The organism is Legionella nigrisilvae, from assembly GCF_977063395.2.
Map to the genome: position 1 here is coordinate 232,395 of NZ_CDRUGZ020000027.1, position 16,671 is coordinate 249,065.

Sequence of the window (16,671 nt, forward strand, 5' to 3'; positions counted from 1 at the left end):
ACATACAATAGTGTTATTAAAACAACAAGTGGCAACAAAAAAGGATTCAACCCACCAAGTTAATAATGATCAAGAAATGAATTAATCAGAGTCAATTCACCAGAGAATGGCACTGTGGCTAAAAGACGAGAAGTAAGTTTTTGGCTTAATGTATCTATATTGGCGGATAAAGCTTGCATATTGGGATCAATGCAATTGGCAATCCATCCCATACATTGAATGTTGTTTGTACGTAAAACCGATTCTGTTAACAATGCATGGTTGATACAGCCTAATTTCATACCAACAACCAAAATAACCGGGATTCTAGTAATCTTCAAAAAATCAATCCAAGTTTCATGATCGTTGAGTGGAACCATTAATCCACCCGCACCTTCAATGAACAAGTTTTCAATACCATCAAGCTGCACATTAAGACAATAATCTGCAATTTCATTAATGCATAACTGAACACCCTCTTCATGTGCAGCAATATGGGGTGAAACAGCCCATCTAAACCGCCAGGGATTTATTACATCCAAACTAATACCATTTTTTTGTAAATATTGTGCATCACTACTTATCAGTTGATCTTCTATTTCCATGCACCCACTTGCTACAGGTTTAATTGCGGCTGAGGATGAGAAATAATTGGCCAAACGTGCTGTAACATAGGTTTTACCACAATCCGTGTCAGTACCTGTGATAAAAAAACGTTTCATTTAATAAATCCTCGTAGTTCGTCAATAAATAAATCTGTATGGGATAAAAAGGGCATGTGTGCAGCTCGCTTAAATAAAACAAGATGAACATTGGGGTAGACCAATTGCATGAAATTCATTGTTTTAATCGGTACAATAGGATCTAGTCGACCAAATATAAAGCATGTTGGCTTACTGAACTGCTTTAATTCTTCTCGCAAATCCCAAGATTCTAAACTTTTAAGACCTAATTCCAGCCCCTCTTGAGAGGGCAATTGGTTAGGTAAAGGTGGAAACTCCTTATTAGCTGTTAATCCATTGAGCTCTAGAAATTCTTTTAATGTAGCATGTGGTTCTTCTGATAATCTTTTATAAAAATTTCTAAAAACTTCTGGAGATACCCCTGGCCATAGCTCGCTATTTAAAAATCGTGGTGATGAAGTAATATTAATAAGATAATCGACCCTATCCGGTTCCTCTGTTGCCAAACGCGTTGCATATAATCCGCCCATAGACCAACCAATTAATGCAAATTTTTCGGGCAATTGATTGACTAAGCGCGTTTTAAATAAATCCCAGTCCATTATTGTGGTATAACCAAATCCTGGCAAATCAACGAGGATAAGTTGGTAATGCATGAGAAGCTTGGGTATTAATGGTGACCAGATCTGACTGTCAAATCCCCATCCATGAAAAAAAACAAGCGGGTATCCTTCTCCATAACTATGGATGTTTATGTTCATAAATTTCACTTAACTGATTAAATAACTCATGAATTTGCTCCGGAGTATGATCGTAATTCAAAATAATACGTAATCCCGATGCTTTGACACTCACGGTAGGCTTTCTTATCGCACAGCAACTTATCCCCCGTTTCTTTAATTCGCGAGCATAATGCAAAGCTAAGTGAGGACATCCTAATTTGAGTTGCTGAATTGGACTAATAGAATCAGTCCAATTTAAAGGGGATTGTTTCACGTACGTTCTAAATAAGGCTATTAGTTGTCCTAATTTTGAACGTCTGTCTTCTGCCTTGACTACCAATTCCAAAGTATTCAATAAACCATAACTTAAAGCAGGACTTACCGCAGTCGAATAGATAACGGAACGGCCCGCTTGCAATAAAGCATAAATCCAGTCTGCTTTTCCAGCAACAAGGGCACCTTGCGCCGCATAAGCTTTGCCTAATGGAATTATTCGTAATGGGACTTCATTTTGAGTCAACTCATGATAGTCTGTCGCCCCTCTTCCCTCGCCGCCTATAATCCCAAAAGAATGCGCCTCATCTACTAAGAGTGCGCTTTTATTCGCATGACACATTGAAGAGAGCTTTACCAAAGGGGCCAATTGGCCGCTCATACTAAAAACTCCTTCAGTGATTAACGCCGAACTTTTAAAATCACTAGTTAATTTACCGCTTAAATCATCTAAATTATTATGCAAATAACGGGTATAGTTTACATGCGATAATGCTAAGCCATCATAAATTGAAGCATGAATTTCCTTATCAATAAAACAATGAACGTTTAACTTTCCTAATAAGGCTGTAACTGCGAGATTTGCCGCATATCCCGAAGAAAATAAAATGCAATCGTCTACGGCTAGTAAATTGGCAAATGCTTCTTCAACAGCGCGGTGATTGGGATGATAGCCGCTCAGTAACATCGAAGCCCCACTCCCACTAGGGTATATAGCATAACCTCGTTGGTATCCTGCAGAGATACGTTTATCTCTTGCCAAGGATAAATAATCATTGCTGTCAAAATGAATTAATGAGGAATCCTCAGCCGTCACTAGTCTATTTCTTAATAAACCTTCTTGTGCCAGCTGATTAATATAATCTTTAATTTTATAACTTAGAGGCATTTAAACCATCTCAGTTAAACCAAGTTTACTAAAAAGCTCCTTATCTTTTGTACGTCGAGGATTCTCTTCAGTTAACAACTTATCTCCAAGAAATACTGAATTCGCACCTGCAAAGTAACAAAGGGCCTGTAATTCATCACTCATTTCAGTCCTTCCAGCCGTCAGTCTAATGACACTTTGAGGCATTATTATCCTGGCAGTAGCTATGGTTCTTACTAACTCAATACCTTCTACTGGTTGAGCTTTTGCAAGAGGTGTTCCTTCTACAGGTATTAGACGATTAATTGGTACACTTTCAGGCGGTGTTTCCATGTTTGCTAAAGTGAATAAAAACTCAATTCGGTCTGCACGTGTTTCACCCAAGCCCAAAATACCACCACAACACACATTCATTCCGGCAGCTCGAACATTATTTAAGGTATCCAATCGCTCACTAAATTTGCGTGTTGTAACTACTTTTTCATAATAAGAAGGTGATGTATCAATGTTGTGATTATAATAATCCAAACCCGCTTCTTTTAAACTGGCAGCCTGCTCTTGATTTAACATACCTAAAGTCATGCAGGTTTCAAGCCCTAAAGACTTTACTCCCTTAATCATTTCCTGTAACTCACCCATCGCCTTATCCGGAGGACAACGCCAGGCAGCTCCCATACAAAATCGTTTAGCCCCACCTTCTTTTGCCTCTTGAGCGGCTTTTAATACATCAGTAACTGACATTAACTTTTCTTTCTCAACATGAGTTTTATGATGGCCGCTTTGAGAACAATAACCGCAATCCTCGGGACATGCTCCAGTTTTAATACTTAACAATGTAGCGAATTGTAATGAATTTGGTTGATGGTATTCTCTATGTACCGTATGTGCTTGATGTAGCAAATCATTAAAGGGTTGTTCATAAAGTGCTGTAATTTCAGAAACAGCCCAGTGCTTCTTAACTTGAGTCACAACATTACCTCCTAATCAAGGATATTAAGTGAAGCGAAAGCACCTAACTTCGCTGCAATTTTGTGTCGTATTTATTTAATTTAGGTAACGGACATGATAAAGTCCCAACCCATCTTGTCAACCAAAATTTTAAAAATGGTCAACATCAACCAATTAATTAGTAGAGATTTGAAACATTTTTGGCATCCTTGCACACAAATGAAAGATTTTGAGACATGCCCTCCTTTGTTTATTGAAAAAGCTAAGGGTAGTTATCTCTATACCAACAAAGGGCCACTAATTGATGCTATCTCCAGTTGGTGGTGTAAATCTTTAGGTCACGGCCATCCGGCGATTATTGCAGCAATAAAAGACCAAATGAATCGCTTCGAACATGTCATTACCGCAAATACCACACACCCACAACTGGTGGAGCTAGCCGAAGCGTTAACCCAAATTACACAAAAACAACATGTTTTCTTCGCAAGTGATGGCTCTAGCGCCGTTGAAATCGCGATGAAACTTGCAATCCATGCGAATCAAATCAAAGGCCATACAGATAGGAACCAGTTCATTGCTCTTAAGAATGGATACCATGGAGAAACCCTAGGTACAATGAGTATTAGTGATTTAGGTCTTTATAAAGCTCCCTACTCATCGTTTGGTCTTACCTGTCATTATATTGAAAATATACCGTATATCTCGGGGAAAGGAGATCCCTTATGGCACAATTGTGACAACTATTGGCCCATTGTAGAAAAAGAATTGGAAGCAATCAGTGATAAAGTCTGTGCCATCATTGTAGAACCCTTACTTCAAGGTGCGGGAGGAATGTTGTGTTATAGCCCCGATTTCCTTAAACGCTTATCATCCTGGGCTAAAAGCAAGGATATTTATCTTATCGCCGATGAAATAATGACGGGAATGGGTCGCACAGGTAAATGGTTAGCATCAGATCATGCAGATGTTGAACCCGATCTTATTTGTTTATCCAAAGGATTGACCTCCGGATCGATCCCTTTAAGTTGTGTAATGATCGATAACTCAATCTTTGATCTTTTTTATGCAGATTATGGAAGCGGAAAATCTTTTTTACATTCACATACTTATAGTGGAAATCCACTCGCGGTCAGCGCCGCATTAGCAACCATTCGCGTCATGCAGGAAGAACAAATCCTCGAGCAAGCTCAAAAGTTAGGTGAATACATGTTTGCAGCCTTAACTGAAGTAGCCCAACTCTCTGGTAAATTAAGTAATGTTCGAGGAATTGGAGCCGTAGTAGCAGCGGATCTAGAAGGCACTGAAGATGATCGCATAGGCAATAGTGTTTATCAGCAAGCATTAAACCATGGAGCTTTAATAAGGCCTATAGGTAAAACGCTTTACTGGCTACCTCCATTAAATACGCAACATGAAGTAATTGGGAAATTAGCGGAAATAACACTACACTCTATAAAGGGAGCCTATCTAACGCCGTAAAACATGCGAAAAATATACAGAAACATGGCATTTATTGTTTACAAGCGATTGAGGCTAGTCTGGATATTTTTTACCATTTTTTTACTTTTAGCATTTTCTTATATTAATTGGTATAAGAGTGTTTCGAATTTTTTTAATTATATTACAGACATAACCCATAAACGAGCTCAAAATATTGATCGTTTTATCAATGATGTGTTTCTTGAAATAAATAAAATACCTACGTATCAAAAGAACAATATAAATTGTAAGAATGATTTTGATCCTTACTTACAACAGATTATTATGAATTATCCCCAAGTCTCTGGACTTATGATTTATGACACCAGGCACCAGATTTCGTGCTCTACATTACCCCAAAACCAAACGTTTAATCTAAGTCACGACAACAGTCGCTCACTTATAGGTCCATTAAAAGTCCCTATGTTTATTCATCCTATCTACCTGATTCAAAAAAAAATAGGTATTTATCAAATAAAAATGATCCTCTTGTCTCCCGTCCTCAATGAAGAATTGAATATTTCAGAAAATGGAATACAAACGATTACGTTATACGATGTGAATCAGAAAAAAGAACTTATCCGGATTCAAAAACCAACTAATAGCTCTTGGATGGATAAATTACCCATTTTTACAGAACAAATATTTGCCAGTGCTCCATTAAATACTCTTAATGGCATTGAACTTACGGTCGAAGGACCTGATCAAACTTTAATTAACAACCTTTTGCATAATCAAATCCTGCTGATCCTTGATATTTTAACATTCACAGTTTTATTATACCTTTTGATTAAAAATAAATTTAACAAATATTATTCATTGCACGGCGCAATAAAACAGGCTATTAAAAGTGGACAATTTTATCCTGTTTATCAACCATTATTTGACACTCAACGTAATACCTATTCTGGGGCCGAAGTATTATTAAGATGGCAAGATTATAGTAATGAGATCATTATGCCTGATCTGTTTATAGAGGAAGCTGAAGATACTGGCTTAATTGTCCCTATAACCCTACAAATTATTGAAATAGCGTTTAAAGAAGCTAAAAACATTTTGGATAGCCAGCCCAATTTTCATCTGTCATTTAATATTTGTGCACTCCATTTCACTGATAGTCAATTTTTTCCTCAATTTTATAAACTCGTGCGTCACTATTTGATTGAACCCAAACAAATATTATTAGAAATAACAGAGCGCTCTTTACTTGATATGAATAACGAAATTTATATCAACAGACTCCAAGAGCTTAGAAACATTGGGTATTCCTTAGCTATAGACGATTATGGAACAGGGCATTCAAGTATCAGCTATTTGCAATACTATCCTTTTAATTATCTTAAGATCGACAAATTATTTATTCATGCAATCGGTACAAAAGCTATAGCTGAAACATTAAATGATGCAATTATTCATTTAGCAAAAAAAATTAATCTAACTATTATTGCAGAAGGAGTAGAAACAGAAGAACAACTGAATTATTTATTACAAAACGAGGTTAGACTTATACAGGGCTGGTATTTTTCTAAAGCTTTACCTGTCGAAGATTTAGCTGACCTGCTTCAAGGAGAAACAAATGAATAAACACATAAGATGTTGTTTTTTTCTTGTTCTAGCTGTTCCACTTTCAAGTTTTGCTGAATCAATAACCCTCGAAGATAATTACTGGCAATGTTCCTCTCAGGATGCAACCCAGACTAAATGGACGACCCAAAGTGCTTACCAAAAGGTAGCTTTAAATCTTTCTTACTCTGAATGCAAAAAAAAGAGCACTGCCCCTGCTTCGTGTAAAACTTCTAAAGCCAGTTGTGTTCGATTTATTCATGGTGCCGATGTAACGCCTATGTGGCGATGTACCGCTTTAGATAGAGAAGCTTTTAGATGGAATAGTAATCTTTACCCTACACGAGATGATGCGGCATTAGCTTCCCTGGCGTATTGTAAACACAAAAGTCCCGTCCCTTATACATGTTATATTAATGTAGTAACATGTATTAATAAAAATGAGATTTAAAGAATATGGTTTATTGTGTTGGATTAACAGGCGACATAGCGAGTGGAAAAACTACCGTTGCTGAACTTTTTTCGAAATTAGGCATTAAGGTAATTTATGCTGACATAATATCAAGAGAACTTACCAAAAAGAATGAACTAGCCTATAACAAAATCGTAGAACATTACGGGCACAGAGTTTTAAAACAAGATGAAGAGTTGGATCGAAGTAAACTAAGAGAAATAATATTTGCGAATCATCAAGAACGGTACTGGCTTGAGCATCTTCTACATCCTCTTATCCGCCAAGAAATAGAAAAACAAGTTGATACCTGTACGACACCTTATTGTATTGTTGAGATTCCTTTGCTTATTACAAAACAATCCTACCCTTATATCAATCGAATTTTGCTTGTCCGCGCGCCAAAGGAAATACAAATAGCACGATTGATGCAACGGGATAAATGCAGTACAGAACAAGCCCTGGCAATTTTATCCGTGCAACCAGATATTAATATTCGTCTCAAAAGCGCAGATGATCTTATTGAAAATAATATGGAGATTGACGAACTGACTAAAGCGGTAAATGATTTACATGATAAATACCTATGGGAGGCAAAAAATAAGATGTAACAAATATTTCTCTCTAATTCAACTGATAGAAAGCACGTGTTTTTCTGTCAAATTATACGATCAATGAAAAAGGAATTTAGTAATCAATGAAATTAATTACTTTAAATTTGTGGGGCGGACACCTACGAAACCCTTTATTAGAATTTATTAGCCAACATCATGAAATCGATATATTTTGCTTTCAAGAAGTATATAACAACGCTCATCGTACTGTAACCGAAGAAGATAGAGAACTTAGTCTCAATATTTTTTCTGACCTACAGCAGCTCCTTCCTAATCATTTTGCTATTTTTAAACCCGCTGTAGAAAATATCTATGGAATTGCGATGTTGTTGAAAAACGATATCGATATTTTAGGAGAAGGAGATATCAATATTCATCAAAAACAACATTATCCAGGAATAGGGTTAAACCACCCTAGAAATTTGCAATGGGTCGAATGTGAAGTAGGGAAAAAAATTTACTCCATATTGAATGTTCATGGACTCTGGAATGGGCAAGGAAAGAAGGATACCCCAGAACGAATCAATCAATCACAACGGATTCGCCATTTTATGGATACCATCAATACACCTAAAATATTATGCGGTGATTTTAATTTAAAACCAGATACAAAAAGCATGCATATTCTTGAGCAGGGAATGAATAATCTCATAAAAATTCATGACGTAAAGTCAACAAGGACTCGTTATTACAAAAAAGAAGAAAAATTTGCAGATTATATTCTGACTTCCCCAGATATTACTGTGAATGAATTTTGTGTATTAAGTGATGAAGTATCGGACCATGCTCCGCTGTATATTGATTTTAATTAAGGTGTACTCATTGACCTGCTTTAAGAAATTGTAGCTGAGGGAACCCTATAGAGGATTCCATCATAAAGCTTCTCTGCAGCATAAATAGTTCTGTACGATTGCAATTACTCTATGGTTTGCTTCAGGAAACTGTTCGGGATTGAGTTCATGCTGATGAACCCATTTCATAGCCAACTGTCCTTCCTTACATGAAGGGAGACCAACAAATTGATCAACAAGAAAAATATTTAATTTTACTTCTTTATCGGAATATTGGTGATTAATTTCTCCCAATAATTTGTATTGCAAAATATCTAAGCCAACCTCTTCCTTGATTTCTCGAACTAATGCAACTCCTGGAGACTCACCAGTCTCTAACTTACCGCCAGGAAACTCCCAGCATCCTCCATGCGGAACATGGAAAGGACGCTGGGTTATCAAGATACGCTGCTGTTCATCAACAATAACTGCTACAGCAACTTCTATATTCACGCTAAACTTCCATGGCATGTTTTATATTTTTTACCCGAACCGCAGGGACAAGGATCATTTCGACCAATTTTCTTTTCATGCCTTTTGTAGGTTTGTGTCTGAATTCCCTCTTCCTCATTTTCATCAACATAATTACCGTGTTGCAAGTTCATCTTACTCACTTGCTCAGCTCGGCGCTGCTCTTCAACGGCATTTACATCTTCTTCAGTTTGAATTTCAACTGAGGAAATTAAACGAGTTACATCATATTTTAAAGTATCAAGCATCGTGGTAAACAAGGCAAAAGCTTCTTTTTTATACTCTTGTTTTGGATCTTTTTGGGCATACCCACGCAAATGAATTCCTTGACGCAGTTGATCCATTACCGCTAAGTGTTCACGCCATTGATTATCCAAAGTTTGCAAAATCACTGATTTTTCAAACTGAGACATTGTAGCTCTACCTGCTTGTTTTACTTTTTCATCATATCTTTTTGCCGCAATGTCAAGAATCTTATCCTTGATTTGCTCTGGTTGGATATGATGATCTTCTTCAATCCATTCAAGCACTGGAGCCTTAAGTTTGAACTCATCAGCCAGAACATCACTTAAAGATTTTGCATCCCACTGATCTTCCAAACTTTGTGGAGGAATATAGGTATCAACAAGATTTGATATGACCTCCTCTCTCATCATATTGACCATTTCTTCAGTATCTGTCATATCCATGATTGAGGCACGTTGCGTATAAATAACCTGTCTTTGATCATTAGCCACATTGTCATAATCCAACAACTGTTTTCTAACATCAAAATGATGTCCCTCAAGTTTCCGTTGAGCATTCTCAATCGCTTTGGTAACTAAACTATGCTCAATAGGCTCCCCAGGCTTCATTCCTAAACGACGCATCATCGATGCAACACGATCAGAAGCAAATATACGCATTAAATTATCTTCAAGTGATAAGTAGAAACGACTGCTTCCCACATCACCCTGACGACCTGAACGACCCCGTAACTGATTATCGATTCGGCGTGATTCATGACGCTCGGAACCTATAATTCTTAATCCACCAGCAGCAATTACTTCATCATGACGTTTCTGCCATAACTTTTTAACCGCATCTATTTCTTCGGCACTCGCTGTTTCCGGCAATTGAGCTAAATCAGCAGACAAACTTCCTCCCAAAACAATATCTGTTCCTCGACCAGCCATATTTGTAGCAATGGTTACGGCACCTGGACGACCTGCTTCAGCAATAATCTGGGCCTCTTTTTCGTGAAATTTGGCATTGAGAACTTGATGCTTGATATGTTCTTTTTTAAGAAATTGACTTAAAAATTCAGAAGCTTCAATCGAAACAGTACCCACAAGAACAGGTTGCTTTCGGGCAATACATTCACGGATGTCTGCTATGACCGCTTGGAATTTATCTTGTTGCGTTAAATAAACCAGATCCGATTCATCTTTTCTTACCATCGGTTTATTGGTTGGAATGACCACTACATCAAGATTATAAATTTGCTGTAATTCATACGCTTCAGTATCCGCGGTTCCAGTCATACCGGACAATTTATTATACATACGGAAAAAATTCTGGAATGTAATGGAAGCAAGAGTTTGGTTTTCATTTTGAATCCCAACACCTTCTTTCGCTTCAACAGCTTGATGTAATCCTTCAGACCATCGTCGACCAGGCATTGTACGACCAGTATGCTCGTCAACTATAATAACCTGTCCATCCTTAACGATATAATCCACGTCTCGATGGAACATCGCATGAGCTTTTAATGCAGCATTCACATGATGCATTAACATAATATTACTAGCATGATACAAACTTTCACCCTGGTCCAGAAGTTTTGCTTTAACCAGCAATTCCTCTATATGTTGATGACCTGTATCAGTAAGATGCGCCTGCTTTTGCTTCTCATCAACAGTATAATCCCCTTCACCGCCCTCTTCTTCTTGTTTCTTCAAATGAGGAATCAATGTATTAATTTTGATATATAGTTCGGAACTATCTTCAGCCGCACCCGAAATAATCAAAGGTGTACGTGCCTCGTCAATTAAAATAGAGTCTACTTCATCCACTATGGCAAAGTTCAACTCGCGTTGTACCTTGTCTTCAAGACTAAATGCCATATTATCGCGTAAGTAATCAAAACCATATTCATTATTCGTTCCATAAACAATATCGCAACGATAAGCTTCTTGTTTTGCTGAATGGGACATATCCGGATAAATCACACCTACAGTTAAGCCTAAAAACTCAAATATAGGTTTCATCCATTGACTGTCGCGTTTCGCGAGATAATCATTCACAGTTACAACATGTACACCGCGGTCAGTAATTGCATTCAAATATGCAGGCAAAGTTGCTACCAGTGTTTTACCTTCCCCAGTACGCATTTCAGCAATGTTACCTTCATGCAGTACCATCCCACCAATTAATTGCACGTCAAAATGGCGCAGACCTAAAGTCCGTATAGATGCCTCTCTTACTGTAGCAAAAGCTTCCGCCAACATTTCATCAAGGCTTTCACCTTCTGCAAAACGTGCTTTAAAATGCTGGGTTTTTGCAGCCAACTCAGCATCTGTCAATGCTTTCATTTGTGGTTCAAATGCATTGATTGCCATTACTGCCTTTTCCATACGCCGCAATGTACGCTCATTTCGGCTTCCAAACATTTTCTTAATCAACGTATTCAGCATGGCCTAAATAATCCTCTGGAGATTTCAAATAACAAATTCGTTAATGTACTAAAATTTGGGGAAAAATACCACGAATACCTTATAATTTAAGAGAATCTTCATGATATAACTTGGATGATGAGAAAAGTTTCTGGCGAAACAGACAACCACGATATGATTTTCCACAATTCATATCATAGTATACAATATTTTAAATCAAATAATGCATATATCTCGATATATCAAGATAATGCAATTTAGTTCACTTATAATTCCTCTGCATGCAGCTCAATTTCCTTTAAATACTCTCTTAATTCACTAAACAAAGTAAGATTTTTGGTCTGCATAATCAGCATTAGTTTTCTTTTCCATTGACTTGCACCCGGTAATCCAAAAGCTAAATTGAATACGGGCTTAATCAATAAACTTAAAGAAGCCCCTTTTTTATATTCTTCCTTTAAATAATCCAGATAACGATTAAATACTTGACTGCGTGTACTTGTTTGGATTTCTGGATAAAGTTCATGATGTATTTTTGCTATTTGAAAAGGGTTATCACATGCTAAACGACCGAGCATTACTCCTTCAACAATTTGCAGATGTTCACTAATCTCTTTTATATTTGATATATTACCATTGACTATCACAGGAACGTCCGGTATTTCTTTTTTAAGTCGATAAACATATTCATAGTTAATTGGTGGAATTGTTCGATTTTGTTTAGGGTTTAACCCATTGAGCCAAGCCTTTCGGGCATGCACAATTACTTTCTGCACTCCAGCCTCAATCAACTGATGGACAAAGTCACTAAAAAACTCATAACTGTCTTGATGATCGATCCCGATTCTGGTTTTTGCAGTAATGGGTATAGTAGCAACTTGCCGCATCGCCTTAAGACAAGCTACAACGTGTTTTGGTTCCCGCATTAAGCACGCGCCAAAACGTCCCGCCTGAACTTTATCACTCGGACAACCCAGATTAATATTAATCTCGTTATATCCTTCTTGCTGGGCGTATTGAACACATTGAGCTAAGGCTTTGGGGTCTGACCCTCCCACTTGTAGCGCTATGGGATGTTCTATTTCACTAAATTGTAAAGACCGCACCGGATTATTCTGGATCGCACCAGTAGTTTGCATTTCTGTATACAAAAGTGCACTAGGAGCCAGAATTCGCATAAAAATCCGAAAATGGCTGTAAGTCCAATCAATCATTGGAGCAATAGATAAAGGGGATAGCAAAATGTCTGACACTATTATTATTCAAATAAAAAAAGAGCAATTATAACCTGATCTGAAACTTTGCACAAAAATATAACTGAAAATCCCTGAGTGCAGTAAAGCGAAACCCGGGATTAAATATGGGTTCCCTGAGCTGCATGAGGCTACTTTTTATACCTATTCTTGATTTACAGCATTCATTGCTTGGATTAGTAATTGTAACCGTGTTCGACCTTGATAAAAATTGATATCCAACTTATAAGCTGCATGTACGTATTTAACTCTATGGTTTGGCCAAGATTTTAAGTCCACATTAAACGCGATCGCATCCACTTGTTGATCGCCTTGTGTTGTCACTAAAGTCATTTTTAAATGATTTTTCCCAACCAACCGTTGATCCAGAATCTCAAAAACATTATCAAAAACAGGTTCAGCAAATTGCTGGCCCCAAGGACCAGCTTGCTGAATTAATTGAGCAATTTCAAGACTGAACTCTTCAGGCTGTAAGGGACCATCAGTCAGTAACTCACCTTCGCATTGCGACAAATCGATGTGTTTGCTCACTTCACAAACCAGAGCCTCTCGAAATACTTTGAGAGAACGCGGATGAATACTCAGGCCGGCAGCCATAGCATGGCCACCAAATTTATTAATAAGTCCAGGATGATCCTTATCTATTGCTGCCAAAACATCCCTAATATTTAAATCAGCAACCGAACGTGCTGATCCTTTCAACTCATCGTCACTTACTTCTGCAAAAGCAATAACTGGACGATGATAACGCTCTTTCATTCGTCCTGCTAAAATTCCAATTACCCCTTGATGCCAGGTTTTATCAAAAAGACACAAAGCAATAGGTAAGTGCGTACTGTTGTATTCAGCATTTAGAGCAAGTTTTTCCAAGGCAAGCATGGCCTGTTCCTTCATTTCGGTTTCAATTTGCTTCCTTTCATCATTCAATTCATCTAACTGCTGACAATAATTTCTAGCTTGTTGTTCATCAGAAGTAATTAAACATTCAATACCCAAAGCCATATCATCCAATCGCCCAGCAGCATTGAGTCTGGGTGCAATAGCAAACCCCAAATCAGACTCTCTAAGTCGTGCGCACTCACGTCCAGAGACCTCAATTAAGGCTTTAATCCCTGCACGGCAAAGACCTTGACGTATTCTTGCCAGACCTTGATTTACCATGATGCGGTTGTTTTGGTCCAGTCCAACAACATCCGCTACTGTCCCTAAAGCAACTAAATCCAAAAAACTCGCCATATTGGGTTCGGTAATATTCATCTCACGAAACCAATTCGTACTCACCAAATGTCTTCGCAAAGCCAACATCACATAAAAAATAACTCCAACACCAGCAATCGATTTACTAGGAAATTTACAATCTCGCTGGTTGGGATTTACGATGGCACAAGCATTTGGAAGAATTTCAGCAGGCAGATGGTGATCCGTGATTAAAACATCGATCCCTAATTCATTTGCCCTTTGTACACCTTCAATACTAGCAATTCCATTATCCACAGTGATTATTAACGCGGGATTCCATTTGCTTGCCACTTCGACTATTTGTGGAGTTAAACCATAACCAAACTCAAAACGATTAGGGACTAAATACTCTACAAACGAAGCACCCATAGAGCGTAATGCGGTAATTGCGAGGGCTGTTGAGGTCGCTCCATCGGCATCAAAATCTCCTATGACTAAGATTCTATGCTGTTCACGCAATGCTTTTTCCAAACGTAGACACGCTTTATCGATCCCCATTAGGCTATCAAAAGGCAATAAAGCTTGGAGTTGTTTATCCAATTGAGAAAGCTCAGTAATCCCTCTGTTTGCGAATATTCTTCTTAGAACGTCGGGTATATTAGGTAAATCCAAAAGTTGTGATGCTCTGGGGCGTTGTTTAATAAGCATGAATTAGTTTTCTCCATAAACGAACATACCAACTATCTGCACTTATAGAATAAGCCTCATTGTTCCAATACCAATCAGTACACATCTCCTTCAATTCTTTTTGATGTGGTTCACTGAGCACAGAATAGTCAGTAAGCAATAGAATCTGATAATTATTCAGTGTTATTGATGGGCTATATAAAGAAACTTGAGAACTACATAGTTGTGCTAATGAATAAAAATGCTCGTCAACACAAATGCGTATCGGCATTTTATCCTTAAGTTTTGCACTACTCCACGTCCATAATCCATTAGCCAAGGATTGATTAGGCTTAGATGCAAAAAGCATTTGGCTTTCAGTAATAAACTTTTGCCAATACATCGTATTATCCAATTGTGCTAATTGGGGCATTAATGATTGATGCAATAAATGATGGGGTGGTTTTGCATTCAGCGCGTTTTTTTTGTTATTAATTAACCAAGTTTCTGAATTATGGTAATAAAGAGAGACACCTTCTTTTGCCAGATAGTCTGAGAATAAAAGAAACCATGATTTCGCTTCAGACTCTTCAAGATGCAGTTCACTCCCCAAAGCAACAATCATGGCATCATTATGCGTTGCTTCCCAATAAACTGGTGTCAATACAAACCACTCACCTTCTAAATTATGATGTTGTCTTAATAAGTCAGCATAAGGTGGATTCGTAGAATCATAGCCAAGACACAGCAAAAAATTGAGTAATACATTCCCTTCTGAATTTAGAGGCTTGGCATACTCAGGAATCGAACTGCATTCCGAGTTAATCACAACATGCATATTTGTTCTGCCTTAATCAATCCATCTCTACGAAACAATGCTTTTAAATTTCTTAGTGCTTGACGCATTCGATCTTTATTTTCTATTAAACCGAAACGAACATGACCATCACCCTGTTGTCCAAAACCGATTCCAGGAGACACAGCAACATGAGCTTCTTTTAATAAGTATTTACTAAACTCAAGGGAACCCATATGTTGATAATGAGCAGGAATGGGTGCCCAAACAAACATAGTTGCCTTGGGACGAGCGACTTCCCAACCCATCTCATTTAAGCCATCGCAAAGAATATTACGTCGCTTTTCATATAGAGCTCTAATTTCGTGGACACACTCATCAGGGCCGTCTAATGCAGCAATCGCTGCAACTTGGATAGGCGTAAATGTGCCGTAATCTAAATAAGATTTAATTCGAGTAAGTGCTCCGACTAACTCTTCATTTCCGCAAGCAAATCCAACTCGCCACCCTGGCATATTGTATGACTTAGACATAGAATAAGTTTCAATTGCTATATCTATTGCTCCTGGAACTTGAAGTATTGAAGGAGCTTTATATCCATCAAATACGATATCAGCATAAGCTAAGTCATGAACCACCCAAATTTCATGTTTTTTTGCTAATGCAACAATTTTTTCGAAAAATTCATAATCTACACAATGTGTACTTGGATTTGCAGGAAAATTAATTACTAATGCTTTAGGTTTAGGTAAACTGCGATTAATCGTATCTTCTATTGAAGCTAAAAATTGAGTTTCATTTATAAGCGGGACTTGTTTTACGTTCGCTCCCGCAATGATAAATCCATAGGTATGAATAGGGTATGCGGGATCGGGAACTAAAATCGTATCCCCCGGGCCACTTATCGCTAGTGCCAGATGAGCTAGACCTTCTTTCGAGCCAATGGTAGCTAATATTTGTGTTTCACTATTTAAATGAACATCATAATTCCGTTGATACCAGGAGGCCATAGCACGTCTTAGCCTTGGAATGCCTTTTGACATAGAATATCGATGAGTATCTGGTCTTTGCACCGCTTCAATGAGTTTATTCACAATATGTGGAGGAGTTGGCTGATCAGGATTTCCCATACCAAAATCAATAATATCCTCTCCACGAGCCCGCGCTTCAGTTTTTAGTTGAGTTAATGTATTAAATACATAAGGTGGCAAACGATTGATACGCGGAAATTGACTCATAATA

General features: G+C 37.7%; 15 protein-coding genes. 5 read left to right on the top strand and 10 right to left on the bottom strand.

Annotated elements, in window-relative coordinates; genetic code table 11:
• Window positions 1–59: 59 nt before the first annotated feature.
• Genes bioD through bioB form a run of 4 tightly spaced genes read right to left on the bottom strand, consistent with a single transcriptional unit; the run spans window position 60 to window position 3,494 of the window.
• On the bottom strand, window positions 60–701 hold the full coding sequence (bioD, locus tag ACWTE2_RS18285) for a dethiobiotin synthase (RefSeq protein WP_454783792.1): 642 nt from the start codon (window positions 699–701) through the stop codon (window positions 60–62).
• Entirely contained in the window at window positions 698–1,423 is a 726-nt protein-coding gene (locus ACWTE2_RS18290; protein ID WP_454783793.1) for an alpha/beta fold hydrolase, read from the bottom strand. Before ACWTE2_RS18290 ends, bioD begins: the two co-directional genes overlap by 4 nt.
• Window positions 1,404–2,546, bottom strand: a complete 1,143-nt coding sequence (locus ACWTE2_RS18295) for an aminotransferase class I/II-fold pyridoxal phosphate-dependent enzyme (protein WP_454783794.1) — start codon at window positions 2,544–2,546, stop codon at window positions 1,404–1,406. Before ACWTE2_RS18295 ends, ACWTE2_RS18290 begins: the two co-directional genes overlap by 20 nt.
• A complete protein-coding gene (bioB, locus tag ACWTE2_RS18300; protein WP_454783795.1) occupies window positions 2,547–3,494 on the bottom strand; it encodes a biotin synthase BioB in 948 nt (315 codons plus the stop codon).
• A gap of 135 nt (window positions 3,495–3,629) precedes the next feature.
• On the opposite strand from bioB, the gene bioA reads away from it, so the two are divergent.
• The 5 genes from bioA (at window position 3,630) to ACWTE2_RS18325 (ending at window position 8,392) form a co-directional block, all read left to right on the top strand.
• On the top strand, window positions 3,630–4,952 hold the full coding sequence (gene bioA, locus ACWTE2_RS18305) for an adenosylmethionine--8-amino-7-oxononanoate transaminase (RefSeq protein WP_483099541.1): 1,323 nt from the start codon (window positions 3,630–3,632) through the stop codon (window positions 4,950–4,952).
• 24 nt (window positions 4,953–4,976) lie between these two features.
• Complete coding sequence (locus tag ACWTE2_RS18310; protein ID WP_454783797.1) at window positions 4,977–6,536, top strand: EAL domain-containing protein; 1,560 nt, start codon at window positions 4,977–4,979, stop codon at window positions 6,534–6,536.
• The gene (locus ACWTE2_RS18315) at window positions 6,529–6,966 is read left to right on the top strand and encodes a hypothetical protein (RefSeq protein ID WP_454783798.1); all 438 of its coding nucleotides are present in this window, start codon (window positions 6,529–6,531) and stop codon (window positions 6,964–6,966) included. Before ACWTE2_RS18310 ends, ACWTE2_RS18315 begins: the two co-directional genes overlap by 8 nt.
• A gap of 5 nt (window positions 6,967–6,971) precedes the next feature.
• Window positions 6,972–7,577 (top strand): dephospho-CoA kinase, encoded by a 606-nt coding sequence (gene coaE / locus ACWTE2_RS18320; RefSeq protein WP_454783799.1) that lies wholly within the window; start codon window positions 6,972–6,974, stop codon window positions 7,575–7,577.
• Window positions 7,578–7,663: 86 nt separating this feature from the next.
• A complete protein-coding gene (locus ACWTE2_RS18325) occupies window positions 7,664–8,392 on the top strand; it encodes an endonuclease/exonuclease/phosphatase family protein (protein WP_454783800.1) in 729 nt (242 codons plus the stop codon).
• 60 nt (window positions 8,393–8,452) lie between these two features.
• On the opposite strand, the gene mutT is transcribed toward ACWTE2_RS18325, so the two are convergent.
• The 6 genes from mutT to alaC form a co-directional block, all read right to left on the bottom strand.
• Window positions 8,453–8,863: an 8-oxo-dGTP diphosphatase MutT gene (gene mutT, locus ACWTE2_RS18330; protein ID WP_454783801.1), complete on the bottom strand. Its 411-nt coding sequence runs from the start codon at window positions 8,861–8,863 to the stop codon at window positions 8,453–8,455.
• Complete coding sequence (gene secA / locus ACWTE2_RS18335) at window positions 8,860–11,556, bottom strand: preprotein translocase subunit SecA (protein ID WP_454783802.1); 2,697 nt, start codon at window positions 11,554–11,556, stop codon at window positions 8,860–8,862. Before secA ends, mutT begins: the two co-directional genes overlap by 4 nt.
• Before the next feature lie 245 nt (window positions 11,557–11,801).
• A complete protein-coding gene (gene dusA, locus ACWTE2_RS18340; RefSeq protein ID WP_454783803.1) occupies window positions 11,802–12,788 on the bottom strand; it encodes a tRNA dihydrouridine(20/20a) synthase DusA in 987 nt (328 codons plus the stop codon).
• Window positions 12,789–12,932: 144 nt separating this feature from the next.
• Window positions 12,933–14,675, bottom strand: a complete 1,743-nt coding sequence (recJ, locus tag ACWTE2_RS18345) for a single-stranded-DNA-specific exonuclease RecJ (RefSeq protein ID WP_454783804.1) — start codon at window positions 14,673–14,675, stop codon at window positions 12,933–12,935.
• The gene (locus ACWTE2_RS18350; protein ID WP_454783805.1) at window positions 14,665–15,471 is read right to left on the bottom strand and encodes a hypothetical protein; all 807 of its coding nucleotides are present in this window, start codon (window positions 15,469–15,471) and stop codon (window positions 14,665–14,667) included. Before ACWTE2_RS18350 ends, recJ begins: the two co-directional genes overlap by 11 nt.
• Window positions 15,459–16,667, bottom strand: coding sequence for an alanine transaminase (gene alaC, locus ACWTE2_RS18355; protein ID WP_182390734.1), 1,209 nt, complete (start codon window positions 16,665–16,667; stop codon window positions 15,459–15,461). The genes ACWTE2_RS18350 and alaC overlap by 13 nt, the downstream gene beginning before the upstream one ends.
• Window positions 16,668–16,671: the final 4 nt, after the last annotated feature.